Annotated in this window: 2 protein-coding genes and 3 pseudogenes; all 5 read left to right on the top strand. The window is 72.5% G+C overall.

The genetic code is table 11. The features are described 5' to 3' along the window. Nucleotides 1-62 precede the first annotated feature (62 nt). A pseudogene (locus tag AS97_RS48985) lies at nt 63-452 on the top strand (hypothetical protein); the annotation flags it as partial. Then, a pseudogene (locus AS97_RS48980) lies at nt 447-935 on the top strand (polyketide synthase dehydratase domain-containing protein); the annotation flags it as partial. The pseudogenes AS97_RS48985 and AS97_RS48980, both read left to right, overlap by 6 nt. Beyond that, nucleotides 909-2,123, top strand: a pseudogene (locus AS97_RS48975) (beta-ketoacyl reductase); the annotation flags it as partial. The pseudogenes AS97_RS48980 and AS97_RS48975, both read left to right, overlap by 27 nt. Nucleotides 2,124-2,195: 72 nt before the next feature. After that, the gene (locus AS97_RS48970; RefSeq protein WP_349017639.1) at nt 2,196-2,999 is read left to right on the top strand and encodes a phosphopantetheine-binding protein; all 804 of its coding nucleotides are present in this window, start codon (nt 2,196-2,198) and stop codon (nt 2,997-2,999) included. A 51-nt stretch (nt 3,000-3,050) separates the two neighbouring features. Further along, nucleotides 3,051-24,716, top strand: a complete 21,666-nt coding sequence (locus AS97_RS17660) for a type I polyketide synthase (RefSeq protein WP_210565251.1) — start codon at nt 3,051-3,053, stop codon at nt 24,714-24,716. Nucleotides 24,717-24,720 lie beyond the last annotated feature (4 nt).

Raw genomic sequence — 24,720 nt, 5'->3', positions numbered from 1 at the left:
CCCATGTCCGCGGCGCGGCCCCGGACTGGGCGGCGGTCTACGCCGGGCGCGGCGCCCGCCGCGTGGAGCTGCCCACTTACGCCTTCCAGCGCCAGCGCTACTGGCTCGACGTGGGCATCTCCGTCGAGGACGTGATCTCCGCGGGCCTCGGTACCGCCGACCACCCGCTGCTGGGCGCGGCGGTGGAACTCCCCGACACCGGCGGCTTCGTGTTCACCGGGCGGCTGTCGCTGCTGACCCACCCGTGGCTGGCCGACCACGCCGTCATGGACACCGTGCTGCTGCCCGGCACCGCCTTCGTCGAACTCGCGCTGCGGGCCGGCCACGAGGCGGGCTGCGACACGGTCGAGGAGCTGACCCTCCAGGCGCCGCTGGTCCTGCCCGAACAGGGCGCCGTCCAGCTGCGGCTGGAGCTCGCGGCGGCCGACGAGACCGGGCGCCGTTCGCTGACCCTGCACTCCCGCCGGGAGGACGTCCCCGCCGACGAGCCGTGGATCCGCCACGCCACCGGCTTCCTCGCCCCGAGCGAGCAGGCGACCGACGCCGAGCGGGCGGACCTGGGCGTATGGCCCCCGGCTGACGCGACGGCCCTGGCCACCGAGGAGTTCTACGAGGGCGCGGCCACCGCCGGACTCGGCTACGGCCCGGTCTTCCAGGGGCTGCACACCGCCTGGCGGCGCGGCGACGAACTGTTCGCCGAGATCCGGCTGCCCCAGGGCTTCGAGCCCGAGGCCGCCGCGTACGGGGTGCATCCGGCGCTGCTGGACGCCGCCCTGCACACCCTCGGCCTCGCCCCGGAGGGCGAGGAGAACGAAGGGGCGCGGCTGCCGTTCGCCTGGACCGGCGTACGGCTGTACGCCGGGGGCGCCGCATCGCTGCGCGTACGGCTGCGGCCGGGCGCCGACGGGGTGTCGCTGCACCTCGCCGACGGCACCGGCGCCGCCGTCGCCACCATCGACGGCCTGGTACTGCGGCCGCTGTCGACCGAGCAGCTCGACGCCTCGCGCGCCGCACACCACGAGTCGCTGTTCCGTCCTGACTGGAAAGCGCTGCCCGCCCTCACGGCGTCCGCCACCGACATCCCGCTGGGCGAGCGCTGGGTGACCCTCGGCGCCGCCACCGGCTTCCCGGCCACCGGTTTCACCGTCGCGGGCGAGCGGCTGGACGACTACGCGGACCTCGCGGCGCTCGCCACCGCGCTCGAGGGCGGCGCGTCCGCCCCCGACGTGGTCGTGGCACCGCTCGCCGCCACCGGCGGCGCGGCGGCCCTGCCCGACACCGCGAGGGCCGTCGCCAGGAACACCCTGGACCTGGTCCAGAACTGGCTGAACGACCAGCGGTTCGCCGACACCCGCCTCGTCCTCGTCACCCGTGGCGCGGTCGCGGCGACCCCCGGCGAGGACATCGCCGACCTGGCCCACACCACCGCCTGGGGCCTGGTGAAGTCCGCGCAGTCGGAGAACCCCGGCCGCTTCGTCCTGGTCGACCTCGACGGCACCGACGCCTCCCAGCGGGCCCTCCCGTCGGCGCTCGCCACCGACGAACCGCAGCTCGCCCTGCGCTCCGGCACCGGCCACGCCTACCGGCTCGCCCGGGTCCCGGCCCGGCCGGACACCCCCGAGCCGACCGGACTCGGCGACCCGGAGGGCACCGTGCTGCTGAGCGGCGCCACCGGCGCCCTGGGCGGACTCTTCGCCCGCCACCTGGTGGCCGAGCGCGGGGTGCGGCGTCTGCTGCTGGTGAGCCGCCGTGGTGGCGAGGCACCGGGCGCGGCCGAACTCGCCGCCGAACTGGGCGAGATGGGCGCCGAGGCCACCTGGGCGGCCTGTGACACCGCCGACCGGGACGCCCTGGCCGCCACCCTCTCGGCGATCCCGGCAGAGCATCCGCTGACCGCCGTGGTGCACACCGCGGGCGTCCTGGACGACGGCGTGATCAGCTCGCTGACCGGTGAGCGGATCGACACCGTGCTGCGTCCCAAGGTGGACGCGGCGTGGAACCTCCACGAGCTGACCCGCGAGCTGGACCTGGCCGCGTTCGTGCTCTTCTCCTCGGCCGCCGGTGCCTTCGGCAGCTCGGGACAGGGAAACTACGCCGCGGCCAACACCTTCCTGGACGCGCTCGCCCAGCACCGCCACGCCCAGGGCCTGCCCGCGAGCTCGCTGGCCTGGGGCCTGTGGGCGGCGGCCGACGGCATGGCCGGAAGCCTCGACGCCTCCGATGTGACCCGCATCTCGCGCGGTGGCTTCGCGGCCCTCCCGCAGGACGAGGGCCTGGCCCTGTTCGACCTGTCGGGCACCCTGCCCGAGGCCGTACTCGTCCCGATCCGCATCGACACCGGAGCGCTGCGCGGCCAGGCCGCCGCCGGGCTGCTGCCGCCGCTGCTGCGCGGCCTGGTCCGCACCCCCGTACGGCGCTCCGCCGACACCGGCGCCACCGGTGCCGGGACCCTGGCCGACTCCGCCGCGGGCTCGCTCGCCGAACGGCTCTCCGGGCTCTCGGAGACCGAACGCGACCGGGAGCTGCTGGAGGTCGTCCGCAGCCATGTGGCCGCCGTCCTCGGCTACGCCACCCCGGACGACGTGGACGCCGGCCGCGGCTTCCTCGACCTCGGCTTCGACTCGCTCACCGCCGTGGATCTGCGCAACCGACTGGGTGCCGCCGCCGGGCTGCGCCTGCCGGTCACGCTGATCTTCGACTACCCGACGCCCACCGCGCTCGCCGGGTATCTGCGCGAGGAGCTGAGCTTGGAGGGCGCCGCCGGCGCGGCCGGACACCCGCCCGTACACGCGGAGCTCGACAAGCTCGAGGCGATCCTCGCCACGATCGCCCCGGACGACATCGAGCGCCCCGGCATCACCACCCGCCTGCGCGACCTCCTGTCGAAGTGGAATGAAACGCAAAGTGCTACGGACAGCACCGCAGAAGACCGTGAAATCCAGTCCGCTACGGCAGACGAGATCTTCGATCTCCTCGACGACGAGCTCGGGCTCTCCTGACCTGCTCCACAAGAGCTCATCGACTCATCTCAGCACCGCGGGGACGGCGTAATGGCGACGGCGAACGAAGAGAAGTACCTCGACTACCTCAAGCGGGCCACCACCGACCTGCGCGAGGCGCGGCGGCGGCTGCGCGAGGTCGAGGAGCGTGAGCAGGAGCCGATCGCCATCGTGGCGATGAGCTGCCGCTACCCCGGCGGGGTCAGCACCCCCGAGGAGCTGTGGGAGCTCGTCGCCCGTGGCGGTGACGCGGCCACGCCGTACCCCACCAACCGCGGCTGGGCCACCGACGTCCTCTTCGAGCCGGACCCGGACAGCGGCCAGGAGCCGTACGTCCACGAGGGCGGCTTCCTGCACGACGCGGCCGACTTCGACCCCGCGTTCTTCGGCATCTCGCCGCGCGAGGCCCTCGCCATGGACCCGCAGCAGCGGCTGCTGCTGGAGACCTCCTGGGAGGCGTTCGAGCGCGCGGGCATCGACCCGACCTCGCTCCAGGGCAGCCAGACCGGTGTGTTCGCGGGCGTGATGTACCACGACTACGCCTCCCGGCTGTTCTCCGCGCCCGAGGACGTCGAGGGCTTCCTCGGCAACGGCAGCTCCGGCTCCATCGCCTCCGGCCGCGTCGCCTACACCTTCGGCCTGGAGGGGCCGGCCGTCACCATCGACACGGCCTGCTCCTCCTCCCTGGTCGCCCTGCACTTCGCCGCCCAGGCGCTGCGCCGCCGGGAGTGCTCGCTGGCCCTGGCCGGCGGTGTCACGGTGATGTCCACCCCCGGCACCTTCACCGAGTTCAGCCGCCAGCGCGGCCTCGCCGCCGACGGCCGCTGCAAGTCCTTCGCGGCGGCCGCCGACGGCACCGGCTGGGGCGAAGGCGCCGGCATGCTGCTGCTGGAGCGGCTCTCCGACGCCCGCGCCCATGGCCACCAGGTGCTCGCGCTCGTCCGCGGCAGCGCCATCAACCAGGACGGCGCCAGCAGCGGCCTGACCGCGCCGAACGGCCCCTCGCAGCAGCGCGTCATCCGCCAGGCCCTGGCCTCGGCCCGGCTCTCCGCCGGGCAGATCGACGTGGTCGAGGCCCACGGCACGGGCACCACCCTCGGCGACCCCATCGAGGCGCAGGCCCTGCTCGCCACGTACGGGCGCAACCACACCGAGGACCAGCCGCTGTGGCTGGGCTCCATCAAGTCCAACATCGGCCACACCCAGGCCGCCGCCGGTGTCGCGGGCATCATCAAGATGGTCATGGCGATGCGCCACGGGACGCTGCCGCGGACCCTGCACGTCGACCAGCCCACCCCCAACGTCGACTGGTCGGCCGGCGCCGTCTCGCTGCTGACCGAGGGGCGCGCCTGGCCCGACACCGGACAGCCGCGCCGGGCCGCGGTGTCCTCGTTCGGCATCAGCGGCACCAACGCGCACACCATCCTGGAGCAGGCGCCCGAGCCGGACGCCGAGGAGCCGCCGACCGCGAAGACGGCCGACGACGGCGCCCCGGCCGATGTCCGCGCCGCCGCCGCACTGCCGTTGTGGACCGTGGCGGCCAAGAGCCGCCCCGCGCTGCGCGCCCAGGCCGCGAACCTGCGCGCCCACCTCGAGGCCCACCCCGAACTGCGCCTCACCGACGTCGGCTTCTCCCTGGCCATCGGCCGGGCCGCCTTCGACCACCGGGCGGCGATCGTCGCCGACGACCGCGAGGGCCTGATACGGGCCCTCGACGCACTCTCCCGCGAGGAGCCCGCGACCGGGCTGGTCGAGGGGAAGGTCACCGGTGGCAAGGTGGCCTTCCTGTTCACCGGTCAGGGCAGCCAGCGGCTGGGGATGGGGCGTGAGCTGTACGACGCGTATCCGGTGTTCGCGGAGGCGCTGGACGCGGTGTGCGCGGAGCTGGATCCGCACCTCGAGCGGCCGTTGAAGACGGTGCTGTTCGGGGACGACGCCGAGGCGCTGGACCAGACCGGTTTCACTCAGCCCGCGTTGTTCGCGGTCGAGGTGGCGCTGTTCCGGCTGGTGGAGGCGTGGGGGCTGCGGCCCGACTTCCTCTCGGGGCATTCGATCGGTGAGCTGGCCGCGGCGCATGTGGCGGGTGTGTTGTCGCTCGCGGATGCGGCGAAGCTGGTGGCGGCGCGTGGTCGTTTGATGCAGGTGCTTCCGGCGGGTGGCGCGATGATCGCGGTGCAGGCGTCGGAGGACGAGGTGGCGCCGCTGCTGACCGACCGTGTGTCGATCGCCGCGCTGAACGGTCCGGCGTCGGTGGTCATCGCGGGTGATGAGGACGCGGCGGTGGAGATCGCCGGGTCGTTCGAGGCGCGGGGTCGGAAGACCAAGCGGCTCACGGTCAGCCACGCGTTCCACTCGCCGCGTATGGACGGGATGCTGGAGGCGTTCCGGCAGGTGGCGCAGGGGCTGTCGTACGAGGCCCCGAAGATCCCGATCGTGTCGAATCTGACCGGTGGCGTGGTGTCCGCCGACGAGATCACGACTCCCGACTTCTGGGTGCGCCATGTCCGCGAGGCCGTCCGCTTCCTCGACGGCGTACGGACCCTGGAGGAGCGCAACGTCACGAAGTTCGTGGAACTGGGCCCGGACGGTGTGCTCACCGCGATGGCCCAGGACTGCCTGACCCGCGACGACGCCACCCTTGTATCCGCGCTGCGCTCCGGCCGCCCGGAGCTCCAGAGCCTGGCCACCGCCGTCGCCGGGGCGCATGTCCACGGTGTCTCCCCGGACTGGGCCGCGGTGTTCGCCGGGACGGACACGGCCCGTACGGACCTTCCGCTCTACCCCTTCCAGCGCGACACCTACTGGCTCGACACCGGCTACTGGGCGGGCGACATGGTGTCCGCCGGGCTCGGCGCGGCCGACCACCCGCTGCTGGGTGCCGCGGTGGCGCTCGCCGACTCCGACGGTTTCCTCTACACCGGCCGTCTCGCCCTGGACACCCATCCGTGGCTGGCCGATCACGCGGTGGCGGGCTCGGTGCTGCTCCCCGGCACGGCCTTCGTCGAGCTGGCGATCCGCGCCGGTGACCAGGTCGGTTGCGATCTGCTGGAGGAGCTGACGCTGGAGGCGCCGCTGGTGCTTCCCGAGGTCGGCGGTGTCCAGCTCCAACTGTCGGTGGGTGCGCCTGATGCTTCGGGACGCCGCTCGCTGACGGTGTACTCGCGGCACGAGGACGCGGCGGTCGACGAGGCGTGGACGCGCCATGCCTCGGGTGTGCTGGGCTCGGGCGCGCCCGCGGCGTCGTTCGACCTGGCGGCGTGGCCTCCGGCGGGAGCGTCGGAGCTGCCCGTCGTTGGCCTGTACGAGGGTCTGGCCGAGGCGGGGCTGACGTACGGCCCGGTGTTCCAGGGGCTGACGTCCGCCTGGCGGCTGGGTGATGAGGTCTACGCGGAGCTGGAGTTGCCGGAGGACGCGCGGTCCGAGGCGGGCGCGTTCGGCCTGCATCCGGCGCTGCTGGATTCCGCGCTGCATGCGGTGGGTCTTGGTGATCTGATCGAGGGCGAGGGTGCCCGGCTGCCGTTCGCGTGGGCTGGTGTGTCGCTGCACGCGGTGGGTGCTTCGGTGCTGCGGGTGCGGTTGTCGGCCGCTGGTGCGGACGCGGTGTCGTTGGCGGTGGCCGATGGTGCCGGGCGTGCGGTGTTGTCGGTGGACTCGCTGGTGCTGCGGCCGGTGTCCGTCGAGCAGATCCAGGGCGCACGGGGCGGCCGTCAGGAGTCGCTGTTCCGGCTCGACTGGCCCGAGGTGTCCGCCCAGGGCCCGGCGGGACGCTGGGCGCTGCTGGGGTCCGACGCGTTCGACCTGGCGTCGACCGGGCAGCGGTTCGACACCTACGCCGACCTGGACGCGCTGGCCAGGGCGGTCGAGTCCGGTGCGACGCTGCCGGATGACGTGGTGGTCGGCCTGCCCCTGAACCTCGCGGCACCGCACGCTACCGCGGCTTCGCAAGCCCGTCCGGCGCCCCAGGACCGGGGTCCTGGGGCGGAGCCTGGGACACATCAAGCCCGTCCGGCGTTCGAGGACACGCCCGAAGGGCGCCCGGGGTCCTGGGGCTCGCCCCAGGCTGCGGGAAGGGGCGGGACTGGGGAAAGCTCCTCATCCGTCGACACGGTGCACCGCGCCACCGCCCAGGCGCTGGAGCTGGTCCAGGCGTGGCTGGCGGACGAACGGTTCGCGGATGCGCGGCTGGTCCTGTTGACCTCGGGCGCCGTGGCGGCCGGTACGGACGAGCCGGTGGCCGATCTGACCCATGCCGCCGTCTGGGGCCTGGTGCGCTCCGCCGAGTCGGAGAACCCCGGCCGGTTCGTCCTGGTCGACGTCGACGGCGCGGCCGATTCGCTGAGGGCGGTGCCGGACGCGCTGGCGTCGGGCGAACCGCAGGTGGCCGTACGGGACGGGGTACTGCGGGCACCGCGCCTGGCGCGGGCCGCCGCCGCGAGCGCGGGCAACGGGGAGGACGCGCCGGAGTTCGACGCCGACGGCACGGTGCTGGTGACCGGTGCGAGCGGCACGCTGGGAGCCCTGTTCGCCCGCCACCTGGTGGCCGAGCGTGGCGTACGGCAGCTGCTGCTGGTCAGCCGCCGTGGTGGCGAGGCTCCGGGCGCGGCCGAACTCAGCACGGAGCTGGTCGCGTTGGGAGCCGAGGTGCGATGGGCGGCCTGTGATGTCGCCGACCGTGGCGCGCTGGCCGAAACCCTGGCCGCGCTCCCCGCCGAGCATCCGCTGACGGCCGTGGTGCACACGGCCGGTGTGCTGGATGACGGTGTGATCGGCTCGCTCACGCCGGAGCGGCTGGAGCGGGTGCTGCGTCCGAAGGTGGACGCGGCCTGGAACCTGCATGAGCTGACCCGCGACCTCGACCTCTCCGCGTTCGTCCTCTTCTCGTCCGCCGCCGGTGTCTTCGGCGCCGCCGGACAGGGCAACTACGCCGCCGCCAACGCCTACCTGGACGCGCTCGCCCAGCACCGTATGGCGCTCGGCCTGCCCGGAACGTCCCTGGCCTGGGGCCTGTGGGCCGCCGAATCCGGTGGTATGGCCGGTGAGCTGGACCAGGCCGATGTGTCCCGGATGAGCCGGGGCGGTGTCGCCGCGCTCGCCACCGATGAGGGCAAGGAACTGTTCGACGCGGCGGGACGGGCCGGCGAGGCCCTGCTGGTCCCGGTGCGGCTGGACCTGGCGGCGGCACGGGCCGAGGCGGCGTCGACCGGTGTGGTGGCCCCGCTGATGTCCGGGCTGGTGCGGGTCCCGGCGCGGCGTACGGCGGAGGGCTCCGCCGGAACGGGTGCCCTGGCGCAGCGGCTGGCCCGCCTGAACGGGACCGAGCAGCTGGAGACGCTGCTCGAGCTGGTCCGTACCCAGGTCGCCGCCGTCCTGGGCTATGGCACCGCCGACTCCGTCGACCCCGACCGCGCCTTCCGCGATCTGGGCTTCGACTCGCTGACCGCCGTCGAACTGCGCAACCGTCTGAACGCGGTCACCGGGATGCGGCTCCCCGCCACCCTGGTCTTCGACTACCCGGCCTCCCTCGTCCTGGCCGAACACCTCCGGGACGAACTGGTGGGCACCGGAGCCCAGTCGGGCCTGCCCGTCCAGGCCGTGGGCGCGATCGACGACGAGCCGATCGCCATCGTCGGCATGAGCTGCCGCTTCCCGGGCGGGGTGCGCACCCCCGAGGACCTGTGGCGGCTGCTGTCCGCGGGCCAGGACGCGATCTCCGGCTTCCCCGTCGACCGTGGCTGGGACCTGGACGCGCTCTACCACCCGGACCCGGAGCACCCGGGCACCTCGTACACCCGCGAGGGCGGTTTCCTCCACGACGCCGCCGACTTCGACCCCACCTTCTTCGGGATCTCGCCCCGCGAGGCGCTGGCGACGGACCCGCAGCAGCGGCTGCTGCTGGAGACGTCGTGGGAGGCGTTCGAGCGCGCGGGCATCGACCCGGCCACGCTGCGCGGCAGCCGTACCGGTGTCTTCGCGGGCGTCATGTACCACGACTACGCCACGCTGGTGGAGCAGGCCCCGGACGGCGGCGGAGAGGGCGCGATCGGCTCCGGCAGCACGGGCTCCATCGCCTCCGGCCGGGTCGCCTACGCCCTCGGCCTGGAGGGCCCGGCGGTCACCGTCGACACGGCGTGCTCGTCGTCGCTGGTGGCGCTGCACTGGGCGATGCAGGCGCTGCGCGCGGGCGAGTGCACGATGGCACTGGCCGGTGGCGTCACGGTGATGGCGACGCCCGGCACATTCGTCGGCTTCAGCCGCCAGGGCGGACTCTCCGCCGACGGCCGCTGCAAGGCGTTCTCGGCGGACGCGGACGGCACGGGCTGGGCCGAGGGCGCGGGCATGCTGCTGGTCGAGCGGCTGTCGGACGCGCGCAAGAACGGTCACCCGGTGCTGGCCGTGGTGCGCGGCAGCGCGGTGAACCAGGACGGTGCGTCCAATGGTCTGACGGCGCCGAACGGCCCGTCCCAGCAGCGCGTCATCCGGCAGGCGCTGGCCGCCGCCGGGCTGTCGGTCGGCGATGTGGACGCGGTCGAGGCACACGGTACGGGCACGACGCTGGGCGACCCGATCGAGGCGCAGGCCCTGCTCGCCACGTACGGCCAGGAGCGGGACGCGGAACGGCCGTTGCTGCTCGGCTCCATCAAGTCGAACATGGGCCACACCCAGGCCGCGGCCGGTGTCGCGGGCGTGATGAAGATGATCCTCGCCATGCGGCACGGGGTGCTTCCGAAGACCCTGCACGCGGACGAGCCGTCGCCGCATGTGGACTGGTCGGCGGGCGCGGTCGCGCTGCTGACGGATCAGGTGGAATGGCCGGAGACCGGCCGCCCGCGCCGCGCGGGCGTGTCGTCATTCGGCATCAGCGGCACCAATGTGCACACCATCATCGAGCAGGCGCCGGAGGTGGAGGCGGCGGAGACACCGGCGGCTCCCGCTGTCCCGCCCGCCGTGGTGCCGTGGGTGCTGTCGGGGCGGAGTGCGGCCGCGCTGCGGGATCAGGCCGAGCGGCTGGTGGCGCACGCGACGGACCGGCCCGAGCTGGACGCGGTCGATCTGGGCTACTCGCTGGCGACCGGCCGATCGGCGTTCGACCACCGTGCGGTGGTGGTGGCCGAGGACCGGGACGGGCTGCTGAAGGCTCTGGGGGCGCTGGCCGAGGGACGCCGCGCTGCGGCGCTCGTCCAGGGTTCGGTGGCCGGGGGCAAGGTGGCGTTCCTGTTCACGGGGCAGGGGAGTCAGCGGCTGGGGATGGGCCGTGAGCTGTACGACGCCTACCCGGTGTTCGCGGCGGCGCTGGACGCGGTCTGCGCGGAGCTGGACCAGCACCTTGTACGGCCGCTGAAGGGCGTCCTGTTCGGGGACGACGCTGACGCGTTGGATCAGACGGGGTTCACTCAGCCGGCGTTGTTCGCGGTTGAGGTGGCGTTGTTCCGGTTGGTGGAGGCGTGGGGTCTGCGTGCGGACTTCCTGTCGGGGCATTCGATCGGTGAGTTGGCCGCGGCGCATGTGGCGGGTGTGTTGTCGCTGGCGGATGCGGCGAAGTTGGTGGCGGCGCGTGGTCGTTTGATGCAGGAGCTTCCGGCGGGTGGCGCGATGATCGCGGTGCAGGCGTCGGAGGACGAGGTGGCGCCGCTGCTCACCGGGCGCGTCTCGATGGCCGCGCTCAACGGGCCGACGTCGGTGGTCATCGCGGGTGACGAGGACGAGGCTGTCGCGATTGCCGATGGTTTCGAGGCGCGGGGTCGGAAGACCAAGCGGCTCACCGTCAGCCATGCGTTCCACTCCCCGCGCATGGACGGGATGCTGGAGGCGTTCCGTGAGGTTGCCGAGGGGCTGTCGTACGAGGCCCCGCGCATTCCGATCGTGTCGAATCTGACCGGTGGCGTGGTGTCCGCCGAGGAGATCACGACGGCCGACTTCTGGGTGCGCCATGTTCGCGAGGCCGTCCGCTTCCTCGACGGGGTCCGCACCCTCGAAGCCCAGGGTGTCTCCACGTTCGTCGAGCTGGGGCCGGACGGTGTGCTCACCGCCATGGCCCAGCAGTGCGTGACCGGCGAGGACGCCGCGTTCGCCGCCGTGCTGCGCAAGGACCGTCCCGAGGCCAAGACGCTGACCACCGCCGTGGCACGGGCCCATGTCCGTGGTGTGGCGGTCGACTGGGACGCCGTCTTCGCCGGTACGGGCGCGGCTCGGGTCGAGCTGCCCACGTATGCCTTCCAGTACGCGCGCTACTGGCCCGAGCTTCCGGCCGCTGCCCTGGGCGGTACGGCCGGGCTGGGGCTGGCGACCGTCGACCATCCGCTGGTCGGGGCCGCCGTGCCGCTGGCCGGTGGCGAGGGGCTGCTGCTCACGGGCCGACTGGGACTCGACACGCATCCGTGGCTGGCCGATCACGCCGTGATGGGTTCGGTGCTGCTGCCGGGTACGGCCTTTGTGGAGCTTGCGGTTCGCGCGGGCGATCAGGTGGGTTGTGACCAGGTTGAGGAGTTGACGCTGGAGGCGCCGCTGGTGCTTCCCGAGGTGGGAGGCGTTCAGCTTCAGCTTTCGGTGGGCGGGTTGGACGGCTCCGGTCGTCGTGCGTTCGAGGTGTACTCGCGGTTCGAGGACGCGGCCGCCGATGAGCCGTGGCTGCGCCACGCCTCGGGTGCGCTGGTGGAGGGCGCTTCGGAGCCGTCGTTCGACCTGGAGGTGTGGCCTCCGGCGGGTGCGACGCCGATTGCGCTCGATGGTCTGTATGAGGGTATGGCGGGCCTGGGGCTCGCTTATGGCCCGGTGTTCCAGGGGCTGACGTCCGCCTGGCGGCTGGGTGATGAGGTCTTCGCCGAGCTGGAGCTGCCGGAGGAGGCGCGTGCTGAGGCGGATGCGTTCGGTCTGCATCCTGCGCTGTTGGACTCGGCGTTGCATGCGGTGGGTCTTGGTGGTCTGATCGAGGGCGAGGGTGCCCGGCTGCCGTTCGCGTGGGCTGGTGTGTCGTTGCATGCGGTGGGTGCTTCGGTGCTGCGGGTGCGGTTGTCGTCGGCTGGTGCGGACGCGGTGTCGTTGGCGGTGGCGGATGGTGCCGGGCGTGCGGTGTTGTCGGTGGATTCGCTGGTGCTGCGGCCGGTGTCGGCCGAGCAGATCGGCGGTGCGCGGGGCGGTCGTCAGGACTCCCTCTTCCGCCTGGAGTGGGTCGGCCTGCCCGCGACCGTGTCCTCGGCCCCCGTGCCGACGGCCCGCTGGGCGGCGCTCGGTTCGGGCGGCCTCGGGCTCGGGGCGGTTGGCGCCGAGATCGCGACGTACGCGGATCTGGCCGCGCTGACCGAGGCGGTCGCGGCGGGTGGCGAAGCGCCTGAGCTGGTGTTCGTCTCGCCGTCCGCCGAGGGCGGCGAGGATGTGGCGGGTGCGGCGCACCGGGCCACCGCCGAGGCGCTGTCGCTGGTCCAGGCGTGGCTGGCCGATGAGCGGTTCGCGGAGGCGCGGCTGGTCGTACTGACCTCGGGTGCCGTGGCCGTCGGCGCGGAGGAGTCGCTGGACGATCCGGCCCAGGCCGCGGTGTGGGGTCTGCTGCGCTCGGCGCAGTCGGAGAACCCGGAACGCCTTGTGCTCGTCGACCTCGACGGCCGGGACGCGTCGTTCCGTACGCTGTCCGCCGCGCTCGCCTCGGGCGAGTCGCAGCTCGCGCTGCGCGCGGGCGAGGTGCGGGTGCCGCGCCTGGCGCGGGCCGCCGCCGCGATCTCGGGTTCTGGGGACGACGCGCCGGAGTTCGCCGCCGAGGGCACGGTGCTGGTGACCGGGGCGAGTGGCACGCTGGGCGGTCTGCTGGCCCGTCACCTGGTGGTGGAGCGTGGCGTACGGCGTCTGCTGCTGGTGAGCCGCCGTGGCGACCAGGCTCCGGGCGCGACTGAACTCCGGGCTGACCTGGTCGAGTTGGGTGCTCAGGTGCGGTGGGCGGCGTGTGATGTCGCCGATCGTGACCAGTTGGCCGAGGTACTCGGGGCGATTCCGGCGGAGCATCCGCTGACGGCTGTGGTGCATACGGCCGGTGTGCTGGATGACGGTGTGGTCGGTTCGCTGACGCCGGAGCGGTTGGAGCGGGTGCTGCGTCCGAAGGTGGACGCGGCGTGGAATCTGCATGAGCTGACCCGCGATCTGGACTTGTCGGCGTTTGTTCTCTTCTCGTCCGCCGCTGGTGTCTTCGGCAACGCGGGTCAGGGCAATTACGCCGCTGCCAACGCCTTCCTGGACGCCCTGGCCCAGCACCGTGCGGCGCGCGGTCTGGCCGGTACCTCGCTGGCCTGGGGTCTGTGGGCCGACTCCAGTGCGATGACCGGTGAGCTGGACGGGGCGGATGTGTCCCGGATGAGCCGGGGCGGCGTGGTCGCGCTGTCCGCCACCGAGGGCCTGGAGCTGTTCGACGTCGCGGGCCGTCTCGGCGAGGCGCTGCTCGTGCCGATGTCGCTGGACATGGCCGCGCTCCGGGCGCAGGCGGCCGGCGGTGCGCCGGCGCCGCTGTTCCGTGGGCTGGTGAGGGTTCCGGCGCGGCGTGCGGCGGAGGGCGCGGCGGTGTCGGGTGCGCTGGCACGTCGGCTTGCCGGGCTGGACGCGGCCGAGCAGCTCGATGTGCTGCTGGACCTGGTCCGTACGAACGTCGCGACGGTGCTCGGATACGCCGGTCCGGAGACGGTTGACCCCGACCGCTCCTTCCGTGAGCTGGGCTTTGACTCGCTGACGGCGGTGGAGTTGCGGAATGCGCTGGGTGCGGTGAGTGAGCTGCGGCTGCCCGCGACGTTGGTCTTCGATTACCCGACGCCGGTGGTGTTGGCGGAGTTCCTGCGTGCTGAGGTGGTGGGTGCGGCTGCTGCTGTGTCCGGGCCGGTGGTGGTGGCGGCCGCGGATGATGAGCCGATCGCGATTGTGGGGTTGGGCTGTCGTTATCCGGGTGGGGTGGAGACTCCGGAGGATCTGTGGCGGCTGGTCATGGAGGGCCGGGACGCGATCTCCGAGTTCCCCACCGACCGCGGCTGGGACCTCGGGGCGCTCTACCACGAGGACCCGGACCACAGCGGTACGAGCTACGCCCGCGAGGGCGGCTTCGTGGAGGAGGCCGGTCACTTCGACCCGAGCTTCTTCGGTATCTCGCCGCGTGAGGCCCTTGCGATGGATCCGCAGCAGCGGTTGCTGCTGGAGACGTCGTGGGAGGCGTTCGAGCGGGCCGGGATCGATCCCGGTGTGCTGCGCGGCAGCCGCACCGGTGTGTTCGCGGGCGTCATGTACCACGACTACGCCTCGCTGCTGGAGCGGGTGCCGGAGGGCGTCGAAGGCTTCCTCGGTACGGGCAATGCGGCGAGTGTGATTTCGGGTCGGTTGGCGTATACGTTCGGTCTTGAGGGGCCGACGATTACGGTGGATACGGCGTGTTCGTCGTCGTTGGTGGCGTTGCATCTGGCGGTTCAGGCGTTGCGGAACGGTGAGTGTTCGCTGGCGCTTGCGGGTGGTGTGACGGTGATGGCGACTCCGGCGCCGTTTGTGGAGTTCAGTCGTCAGCGTGGGCTTGCGGCGGATGGCCGGTGCAAGGCGTTCTCGGCGGATGCGGATGGTACGGGGTGGTCTGAGGGTGCGGGCATGCTGCTGGTGGAGCGGCTGTCGGATGCGCGGAAGAATGGTCATCCGGTGTTGGCGGTGGTGCGGGGTTCCGCGGTCAATCAGGATGGTGCGTCCAATGGTCTGACGGCGCCGAATGGTCCGTCTCAGCAGCGGGTGATTCGTCAGGCGTTGGCGAATGCGGGGTTGTCGGCCGGTGATGTGGATGCGGTCGAGGCGCATGGCACGGGTACGTCGCTGGGTGATCCGATCGAGGCGCAGGCGCTGCTGGCCACGTATGGTCAGGGGCGGGATGCGGAGCGGCCGTTGCTGCTCGGTTCGATCAAGTCGAATATGGGCCATACGCAGGCTGCTGCCGGTGTTGCGGGGATCATCAAGATCGTGATGGCGATGCGGCATGGTGTGTTGCCGCGGACGCTGCATGCGCGGGTGCCGTCGCCGCATATTGACTGGTCGGCGGGTGCGGTGTCGTTGTTGCGGGAGTCGGTGGAGTGGCCGGAGGTGGGTCGTCCCCGGCGGGCGGCGGTCTCCTCGTTCGGCTTCAGCGGTACCAACGCACACACGATCATCGAGCAGGCCCCGGCCATCGAGGACGAGGCCCCGGGTGAGGTGGCGACCGCGCCTGGCGTGACGTCGTGGCCGCTGTCGGCGAAGACCGCCGACGCCCTGCGTGCGCAGGCCGTGCGGCTCCTTTCCTACCTGGACGAGCGGCCGGAGATCGTACCGGCCGACCTCGGCTACTCGCTCGCCACCACGCGCGCCGCGCTGGATCACCGCGCGGTGCTGATGGCCGACGACCGTGAGGGTTTCCTGCGCGGTCTGGACGCCCTGGCACGCGGCGAGTCCGGTGCGGAGGTGATCCAGGGGTCGGGCGCCACTGTCGGCAAGATGGCGTTCCTGTTCACCGGGCAGGGCAGCCAGCGGCTCGGCATGGGCCGTGAGCTGTATGACGCCTACCCGGTGTTCGCGGAGGCGTTCGACGCGGTCTGCGATGAGCTGGACGCGCATCTCGAACGGCCGTTGAAGACGGTGTTGTTCGGTGAGGACGCGGAGGCGCTGGATCAGACGGGGTTGACTCAGCCCGCGCTGTTCGCGGTCGAGGTGGCGCTGTTCCGGCTGGTTGAGGCGTGGGGTCTGCGTGCGGACTTCCTCTCCGGGCATTCGATCGGTGAGCTGGCGGCCGCCCATGTGGCGGGTGTGCTGTCGCTGGCGGACGCGGCGAAGCTGGTGGCCGCCCGTGGGCGGCTGATGCAGGAGCTGCCTGCCGGTGGCGCGATGATCGCCGTCCAGGCGTCCGAGGACGAGGTGCTGCCGCTGCTCAGCGAGCGCGTCTCGATCGCCGCGCTTAACGGCCCCACCTCCGTGGTCATCGCGGGTGATGAGGATGCGGCTGTCTCGATCGCGGCGACCTTCGAGGCGCGGGGTCGTAAGACGAAGCGGCTGACCGTGAGCCACGCGTTCCACTCGCCGCGTATGGACGGGATGCTGGAGGCGTTCCGTGCGGTGGCCGAGGGGCTGTCGTACGAGGCCCCGCGCATTCCGATCGTCTCCAACCTGACCGGGACCGTGGTCTCCGCTGAGGAGATCACCAGCCCGGACTTCTGGGTGCGCCACGTCCGGGAGGCCGTGCGCTTCCTCGACGGCGTCCGGACGTTGGAAGCCCAGGGCGTCACCACCTACCTCGAACTCGGCCCCGACGGTGTCCTCACCGCCATGGCCCAGGAGTGCGTCACCGACCCCGAGGCCGACGCCGCCTTCGCCGCTGTATTGCGGGCCGGGCGGCCCGAGGCGCGGGCGGTGCACGCCGCCGTGGCGCGGGCGTATGTCCGTGGTGTGGCGGTGGACTGGGAGGCGGTCTTCGCCGGTACGGGCGCGGCTCGGGTCGAGCTGACCGATCTGCCGACGTACGCCTTCCAGCGTCGCCGGTACTGGCCCCAGGCGTCGGCGTACGGCGTCGGCGGCACGGCGGGGCTCGGACTGGCCGCCGCCGACCACCCGCTCGTGGGTGCCGTCGTACCACTCGCGGGCGGCGATGGGCTGCTGCTGACCGGCCGGATCTCGGCGCAGACGCATCCGTGGCTGCTCGATCACGCCGTGATGGGTTCGGTGCTGCTGCCGGGTACGGCCTTTGTGGAGCTTGCGGTTCGCGCGGGCGATCAGGTGGGTTGTGACCAGGTTGAGGAGTTGACGCTGGAGGCGCCGCTGGTGCTTCCCGAGGTGGGAGGCGTTCAGCTTCAGCTTTCGGTGGGCGGGTTGGACGGCTCCGGTCGTCGTGCGTTCGAGGTGTACTCGCGGTTGGAGGACGCGGCCGCCGATGAGCCGTGGCTGCGCCACGCCTCGGGTGCGCTGGTGGAGGGCGCTTCGGAGCCGTCGTTCGACCTGGAGGTGTGGCCTCCGGCGGGTGCGACGCCGGTCGAGCTGGACGGTCTGTATGAGGGTATGGCGGGCCTGGGGCTCGCTTATGGCCCGGTGTTCCAGGGGCTGACGTCCGCCTGGCGGCTCGATGGCGAGGTCTACGCGGAGCTGGAGCTGCCGGAGGAGGCGCGTGCTGAGGCGGATGCGTTCGGTCTGCATCCTGCGCTGTTGGACTCGGCGTTGCATGCGGTGGGTCTTGGTGGTCTGATCGAGGGTGAGGATGGGGCGCGGCTGCCGTTCGCGTGGGCTGGTGTGTCGTTGCATGCGGTGGGTGCTTCGGTGCTGCGGGTGCGGTTGTCGTCGGCTGGTGCGGACGCGGTGTCGTTGGCGGTGGCGGATGGTGCCGGGCGTGCGGTGTTGTCGGTGGATTCGCTGGTGCTGAGGCCGGTGTCGGCCGAGCAGATCGGCGGTGCGCGGGGCGGTCGTCAGGACTCCCTCTTCCGCCTGGAGTGGACCGAGTTCGCGGCCGAGAAGGACGCGCGGGTCGGCGGCGGCTGGGCGGTGCTCGGCTCCGAGGCGCTGGAGCGTGGCCTCTCCGGCTCGGACGTGGCCGCGTACCCCGATCTGGCCGCGCTGGGCGCGGGGATCGAGTCGGGCGCGGCAGTGGCCGATGAGGTGCTCGTCGACTTCTCGTCCGACGGGGACGGCGGTCCGGCCGCCGTGCACCAGGCCACGGCCAGGGCGCTGGAGCTGATCCAGTCCTGGCTGGCCGATGAGCGGTTCGCGGATGCGCGGCTGGTCGTGCTGACCTCGGGCGCGGTGGCCACCGAGGCCGCCGAGCCGGTGGCGGATCTGGCGGGTGCGGCCGTGTGGGGTCTGCTGCGCTCGGCGCAGTCGGAGAACCCGGGCCGGTTCGTCCTGGTCGACGTCGATGGTGCGGCCGGTTCGCTGTCGGCGGTCGCGGGTGCGCTGGGGTCCGGCGAACCGCAGGTGGCCGTACGGGACGGGGCGCTGCGGGCGCCGCGTCTGGCGCGGGCCACCGTGGACACCGAGCAGCCGCTCGATGTCGATGCCGAGGGCACGGTGCTGGTCACCGGTGCGAGTGGCACGCTGGGCGGTCTGCTGGCCCGTCACCTGGTGGTGGAGCGTGGCGTACGGCGTCTGCTGCTGGTGAGCCGGCGTGGCGACCAGGCTCCGGGCGCGACCGAACTCAGCGCGGAACTCTCCGAGTTGGGCGCGAGTGTGTGCTGGGCGGCGTGTGATGTGGCGGACCGGGACGCGCTCGCCGCGACCCTCGCCGACGTCCCCGCCGAGCATCCGCTCACGGCGGTCGTCCACACGGCCGGTGTGCTGGATGACGGTGTGGTCGGTTCGCTGACGCCGGAGCGGTTGGAGCGGGTGCTGCGTCCGAAGGTGGACGCGGCGTGGAATCTGCATGAGCTGACCCGCGATCTGGACTTGTCGGCGTTTGTTCTCTTCTCGTCCGCCGCTGGTGTCTTCGGCAACGCGGGTCAGGGCAATTACGCCGCTGCCAACGCCTTCCTGGACGCCCTGGCCCAGCACCGCCGGGCGCACGGTCTGGCCGGTACCTCCCTGGCCTGGGGTCTGTGGGCGGACTCCAGCGGGATGACTGGTGAGCTGGACGAGGCGGATGTGTCCCGGATGAGCCGGGGCGGCGTGGTCGCGCTGTCCGCCACCGAGGGCCTGGAGCTGTTCGACGCCGCGTACCGCACGGACGAGGCGCTGCTCGTGCCCGTCCGGCTGGACCTGGCCGTGCTGCGCGCCGAGGCGGCGTCGGCCGGTGTGGTCGCGCCGCTGCTGCGGGGGCTGGTACGGGTTCCGGCGCGGCGTGCGGCGGAGGGTGCCGCGGTGTCGGGTGCGCTGGCGCGGCGGCTGGCCGGTCTGAGCGAGGCCGAGCAGCTCGACGCCCTGCTGGAGCTGGTCCGTACGCAGGTCGCCGCCGTACTCGGCCATGACTCGCTGGACACCGTCGAACCGCATCGCTCCTTCCGTGAGCTGGGCTTTGACTCGCTGACGGCGGTGGAGTTGCGGAATGCGCTGGGTGCGGTGAGTGAGCTGCGGCTGCCCGCGACGTTGGTCTTCGATTACCCGACGCCGGTGGTGTTGGCGGAGTTCCTGCGTGCTGAGGTGGTGGGTGCGGCTGCTGCTGTGTCCGGGCCGGTGGTGGTGGCGGCCGCGGATGATGAGCCGATCGCGATTGTGGGGTTGGGCTGTCGTTATCCGGGTGGGGTGGAGACTCCGGAGGATCTGTGGCGGCTGGTCATGGAGGGCCGGGACGCGATCTCCGAGTTCCCCACCGACCGCGGCTGGGATCTGGATGGGCTCTACCACCCGGACCCCGACCACCCGGGCACCTCGTACTCCCGCGAGGGCGGCTTCGTCGATCGGGCGGGCCACTTCGACCCGAGCTTCTTCGGGATCTCGCCGCGTGAGGCTCTCGCGATGGATCCGCAGCAGCGGTTGCTGCTGGAGACGTCGTGGGAGGCGTTCGAGCGGGCCGGGATCGATCCCGGTGTGCTGCGCGGCAGCCGCACCGGTGTCTTCGCCGGTGTGATGTACCACGACTACGCTTCCTCCCTTCCGGCGCTTCCGGAAGGCGTGGAGGGATTCCTCGGTACGGGCAATGCGGCGAGTGTGATTTCGGGTCGGTTGGCGTATACGTTCGGTCTTGAGGGGCCGACGATTACGGTGGATACGGCGTGTTCGTCGTCGTTGGTGGCGTTGCATCTGGCGGTTCAGGCGTTGCGGAACGGTGAGTGTTCGCTGGCGCTTGCGGGTGGTGTGACGGTGATGGCGACTCCTGCGCCGTTTGTGGAGTTCAGTCGTCAGCGTGGGCTTGCGGCGGATGGCCGGTGCAAGGCGTTCTCGGCGGATGCGGATGGTACGGGGTGGTCTGAGGGTGCGGGCATGCTGCTGGTGGAGCGGCTGTCGGATGCGCGGAAGAATGGTCATCCGGTGTTGGCGGTGGTGCGGGGTTCCGCGGTCAATCAGGATGGTGCGTCCAATGGTCTGACGGCGCCGAATGGTCCGTCTCAGCAGCGGGTGATTCGTCAGGCGTTGGCGAATGCGGGGTTGTCGGCCGGTGATGTGGATGCGGTCGAGGCGCATGGCACGGGTACGTCGCTGGGTGATCCGATCGAGGCGCAGGCGCTGATGGCCACGTATGGTCAGGGGCGGGATGCGGAGCGGCCGTTGCTGCTCGGTTCGATCAAGTCGAATATGGGCCATACGCAGGCTGCTGCCGGTGTTGCGGGGATCATCAAGATCGTGATGGCGATGCGGCATGGTGTGTTGCCGCGGACGCTGCATGCGCGGGTGCCGTCGCCGCATATTGACTGGTCGGCGGGTGCGGTGTCGTTGTTGCGGGAGTCGGTGGAGTGGCCGGAGGTGGGTCGTCCCCGGCGGGCGGCGGTCTCGTCGTTCGGCTTCAGCGGCACCAACGCACACACGATCATCGAGCAGGCCCCTGAGCTGGAACCGGCAGAGGCTCCCACCGCCCCGGTCGCCCAGCCGTCCGTTCTGCCGTGGGTGCTCTCCGGCAAGAACACCGACGCGCTGCGCGCCCAGGCCGGGCGGCTGCTCGCCGACGTCGAGGGGCGGCCGGAGCTGTCGCTGACCGACCTGGCGTACTCGCTCGCGACCACGCGCGCCGCGCTGGACCACCGTGCGGTGGTCGTCGGTGGGGACCGGGCCGGGCTGGCTTCGGGCCTGGAGGCGCTCGCACGTGGCGAGTCGGCGGCCGGGCTCACCGAAGGCGCGGTGGGAGACGGCAAGGTGGCGTTCCTGTTCACCGGGCAGGGCAGCCAGCGGCTCGGCATGGGCCGTGAGCTGTATGACGCCTACCCGGTGTTCGCGGAGGCGTTGGACGCGGTCTGCGATGAGCTGGACGCGCATCTCGAACGGCCGTTGAAGACGGTGTTGTTCGGTGAGGACGCGGAGGCGCTGGATCAGACGGGGTTGACTCAGCCCGCGCTGTTCGCCATCGAGGTGGCGCTGTTCCGGCTGGTCGAGGCGTGGGGTCTGCGTGCGGACTTCCTCTCCGGGCATTCGATCGGGGAGCTGGCCGCCGCCCATGTGGCGGGTGTGCTGTCGCTCGCGGACGCGGCGAAGCTGGTGGCCGCGCGTGGCCGGCTGATGCAGGCGTTGCCTGCCGGTGGCGCGATGATCGCCGTCCAGGCGTCCGAGGACGAGGTGCTGCCGCTGCTGACCGAGCGGGTCAGCATCGCCGCGCTCAACGGTCCGGCCTCGGTCGTGGTCGCGGGTGACGAGGACGCGGCGCTGGAGATCGCCGCGTCGTTCGAGGCGCAGGGTCGGAAAACGAAGCGGCTGACCGTGAGCCATGCGTTCCACTCGCCGCGTATGGACGGGATGCTGGAGGCGTTCCGTGAGGTGGCCGAGGGGCTGTCGTACGAGGCCCCGCGCATTCCGATCGTCTCCAACCTGACCGGGACCGTGGTCTCCGCCGAGGAGATCACCAGCCCGGACTTCTGGGTGCGCCACGTCCGGGAGGCCGTGCGCTTCCTCGACGGCGTAAGGACGTTGGAAGCCCAGGGCGTCACCACCTACCTCGAACTCGGCCCCGACGGTGTCCTCACCGCCATGGCCCAGGAGTGCGTCACCGACCCCGAGGCCGACGCCGCCTTCGCCGCCGCGCTGCGCAAGGACCGCGCCGAGGCCGAGACGCTGACGGCCGCCATCGCCCGGGCGCACGTCCGTGGTGTGGCAGTCGACTGGGAGGCGTTCTTCTCGGGGACCGGCGCCCAGCGCACCGAGTTGCCGACGTACCCCTTCCAGCGCGAGCGCTACTGGCTGGAGGCTCCCGCCGGAGCCGTGGGCGATGTGGTCTCGGCCGGTCTCGGGTCGGCCGATCACCCGCTGCTGGGCGCGGCGGTGGATCTGCCCGACTCCGAGGGCTTCCTCTTCACGGGCCGGCTCTCGCTCCGTACGCACCCCTGGCTGGCCGATCACGCCGTCATGGACACCGTGATGCTGCCCGGTACGGCCCTGGTCGAGCTGGCGGTTCGTGCCGGTGACCAGGTCGGCTGCGATCTGCTGGACGAGCTGACCCTCGAAGCGCCGCTGATCCTTCCGGAGCGTGGCGGAGTACAGCTGCGGGTCGCCGTGGACGAGCCCGACGGCCCCGAGGGGCGGCGCGCGCTGACCGTCTACTCGCGGCTGGAGGACGCCGCCGACGAGCCGTGGATCCGGCACGCCTCCGGTGTGCTCACGGTCTCCGGCTCCGCCACTGTGAACACCGGCACCGCGGAATGGCCTCCGGCCGCCACCGGGACCACCGACGACCTCGAACCGCTCGACGTGGACGGGCTGTACGACGGCTTCGCCGCGCTCGGCCTCGCCTACGGGCCGGTCTTCCAGGGGCTGCGGGCCGCCTGGCGGCGCGGGGACGAGGTGTTCGCCGAGGTGGCGCTCGACGAGGACCGGCAGGGCGAGGCCCGTGCGTACGGGCTGCACCCGGCACTGCTGGACGCCGCGCTCCACACGGTGGCGCTCGGCGGGTTCTTCCCGGCCGAGGAGGCGGGCCGGGCCCGGCTGCCGTTCTCGTGGGACGCCGTACGGCTGCACGCGGTCGGCGCGACCGCGCTGCGGGTGCGGGTCTTCGCGGCGGGGCAGGGCGCGGTGGCGCTGGAGATCACCGACGAGGCCGGTGCCCCGGTCGTGTCGGTCGGTTCGCTGGCGCTGCGGCCGCTGGACGCCGAGCAGTTCGCGGCCGCCCGTACCGCACACCATGAGGCGCTGTTCCGCCTCGACTGGGCGGCGCTGCCCGCGCCCGCCGAGCCGCAGCGGTCGGAGGACACCGCACTGTGGGCCGTCCTGGACGGCACCGGCGGCGATCTGAAGATCACGGCCGCACTGACGGACGCGGACACCGGTATCGAGGCCGAGACCTACGCGGGGCTCTCCGCGCTCGCCGAGGCGGTGGAGGCCGAGGGGATCGCGCCCGACGTGGTCCTCGTGCCGTGCCTGCCCGATCTGGGCACGCCCGGGGACACCGCGGGCGCCGCGCACACCGTCGTCCGGCGGACGCTGGCGCTGGTCCAGGAGTGGATCGCGGACGAGCGGTTCGCCGACTCCCGGCTGGTGCTCCTCACCCGTGGCGCGGTGGCCGTCACCACCGGCGACGACACCGGGGCCGAAGGGGCCGAGGGCGTGGACGATCTGACCCACGCCGCCGCGTGGGGCCTGGTGAGGTCGGCGCAGGCCGAGCACCCGGGCCGCTTCGTCCTGGTCGATGTCCAAAGCGACGTCGATGTCCACGGCGACCCGGCCGACACCGCCGCCAACGGCTGGCTTCCCGCCCTGGTCTCAGGGTTGCGGACGGACGAGCCCCAGCTTGCCGTCCGCGCAGGGACGGTCCACGCACCGCGCCTCGCGCGGGTGGCGGCCCTGGACGAGGCGGCCGTGCCCGGTCTCGACCCGAACGGCACCGTGCTGATCACCGGCGCGTCCGGCACCCTGGGCGGGCAGTTGGCCCGTCATCTGGTGACCGAGCGCGGTGCCCGGAGGCTGCTGCTGACCAGCCGCCGTGGGGCGGAGGCGGCGGGCGCCGCCGAACTGGCCGCCGAACTGGATGCCTTGGGCGCCGAGGTCATCTGGGCGGCGTGCGACGCGGCCGACCGGGACGCGCTCGCCGGCCTCCTGGCGGACATCCCCGCCGACCACCCCCTCACCGCCGTGATCCACGCGGCGGGCGTGCTGGATGACGGGATCATCGAATCCCTCACCCCGGAGCGCGTCGAGCGGGTGCTGCGGCCCAAGGTGGACGCGGCGTGGAACCTCCACGAGCTGACCCGCGACAGCGGCCTCTCCGCCTTCGTCCTGTTCTCCTCGGCGGCCGGTGTCTTCGGCAACCCGGGGCAGGGCAACTACGCCGCGGCCAACACCTTCCTGGACGCCCTCGCCCAGCACCGCCGCGCCCAGGGCCTGCCCGCCACCTCCCTGGCCTTCGGCCTGTGGGAGGACGACGGCGGCATGGCCGCGACCCTCGCCGACGCCGACCGGCAGCGGATGAGCCGCGGCAGCATGGGCGCGCTGAGCAACGCCGAGGGCCTGGCCCTGTTCGACGTGTCCGCCCTCGCCGGACACGCGGTGCTGATCCCCGCCGCCCTGGACATCGCCGCCCTGCGCGCCCAGTCCACGGGCGGGGTCGCCCCGCTGCTGCGCGGGCTGATCCGCACCCCCGTACGGCGGGCCGCGGCCGGTGGCGGCGGGGCGGACGAGGCGGCGGGCCTCGCCGAGCGGCTCGCGGGCATGTCCGCGGCCGAACGGGACCGCTTCCTGCTCAACCTGGTCTGCGGCCAGGTGGCCACCGTGCTCGGCTACGGCAGCGCGGCGGCGATCGAACCCGGCGCGGCCTTCAAGGAGCTGGGCTTCGACTCGCTCACCGCGGTCGAACTCCGCAACCGGCTCGGCGCGGCCACCGGGCTCCGGCTGCCCGCCACGCTGATCTTCGACTACCCGACCCCCGACGCCCTCACCGACCATCTGCGCGCGGAACTCCCGCACGGGGACGGCGGCGGCCCGTCGGTGTTCGGCGAACTCGACCGTCTGGAAGCCGCCCTGGCGGTGGCCGCCGACGACAGCGTCACCCGCTCCAGGATCACCATGCGCCTCCAGGCGCTCCTGGCGAAGTGGAACGACGCCCAGGAGGCGACCGGAGACGGCGACACCGACGACCACGACCTCGAATCCGCGACCGACGATGAGCTCTTCGACCTGCTCGACGACGAACTCGGCTCCTCCTGAACGG

Origin of the sequence: Streptomyces sp. AgN23, assembly GCF_001598115.1 — a bacterium.
In the GTDB taxonomy this organism is placed as follows: domain Bacteria; phylum Actinomycetota; class Actinomycetes; order Streptomycetales; family Streptomycetaceae; genus Streptomyces; species Streptomyces antimycoticus.
Note: the sequence above shows the minus strand (reverse complement) of the source record. Positions and strands in the feature narration are given on the sequence as shown.

Excerpts from the sequence above, each read along its gene's own strand:
- AS97_RS48970 (WP_349017639.1), top strand. The coding sequence starts at position 2,196 with ATGGCCGGAAGCCTCGACGCCTCCGATGTGACCCGCATCTCGCGCGGT.
- AS97_RS17660 (WP_210565251.1), top strand. The coding sequence starts at position 3,051 with ATGGCGACGGCGAACGAAGAGAAGTACCTCGACTACCTCAAGCGGGCC.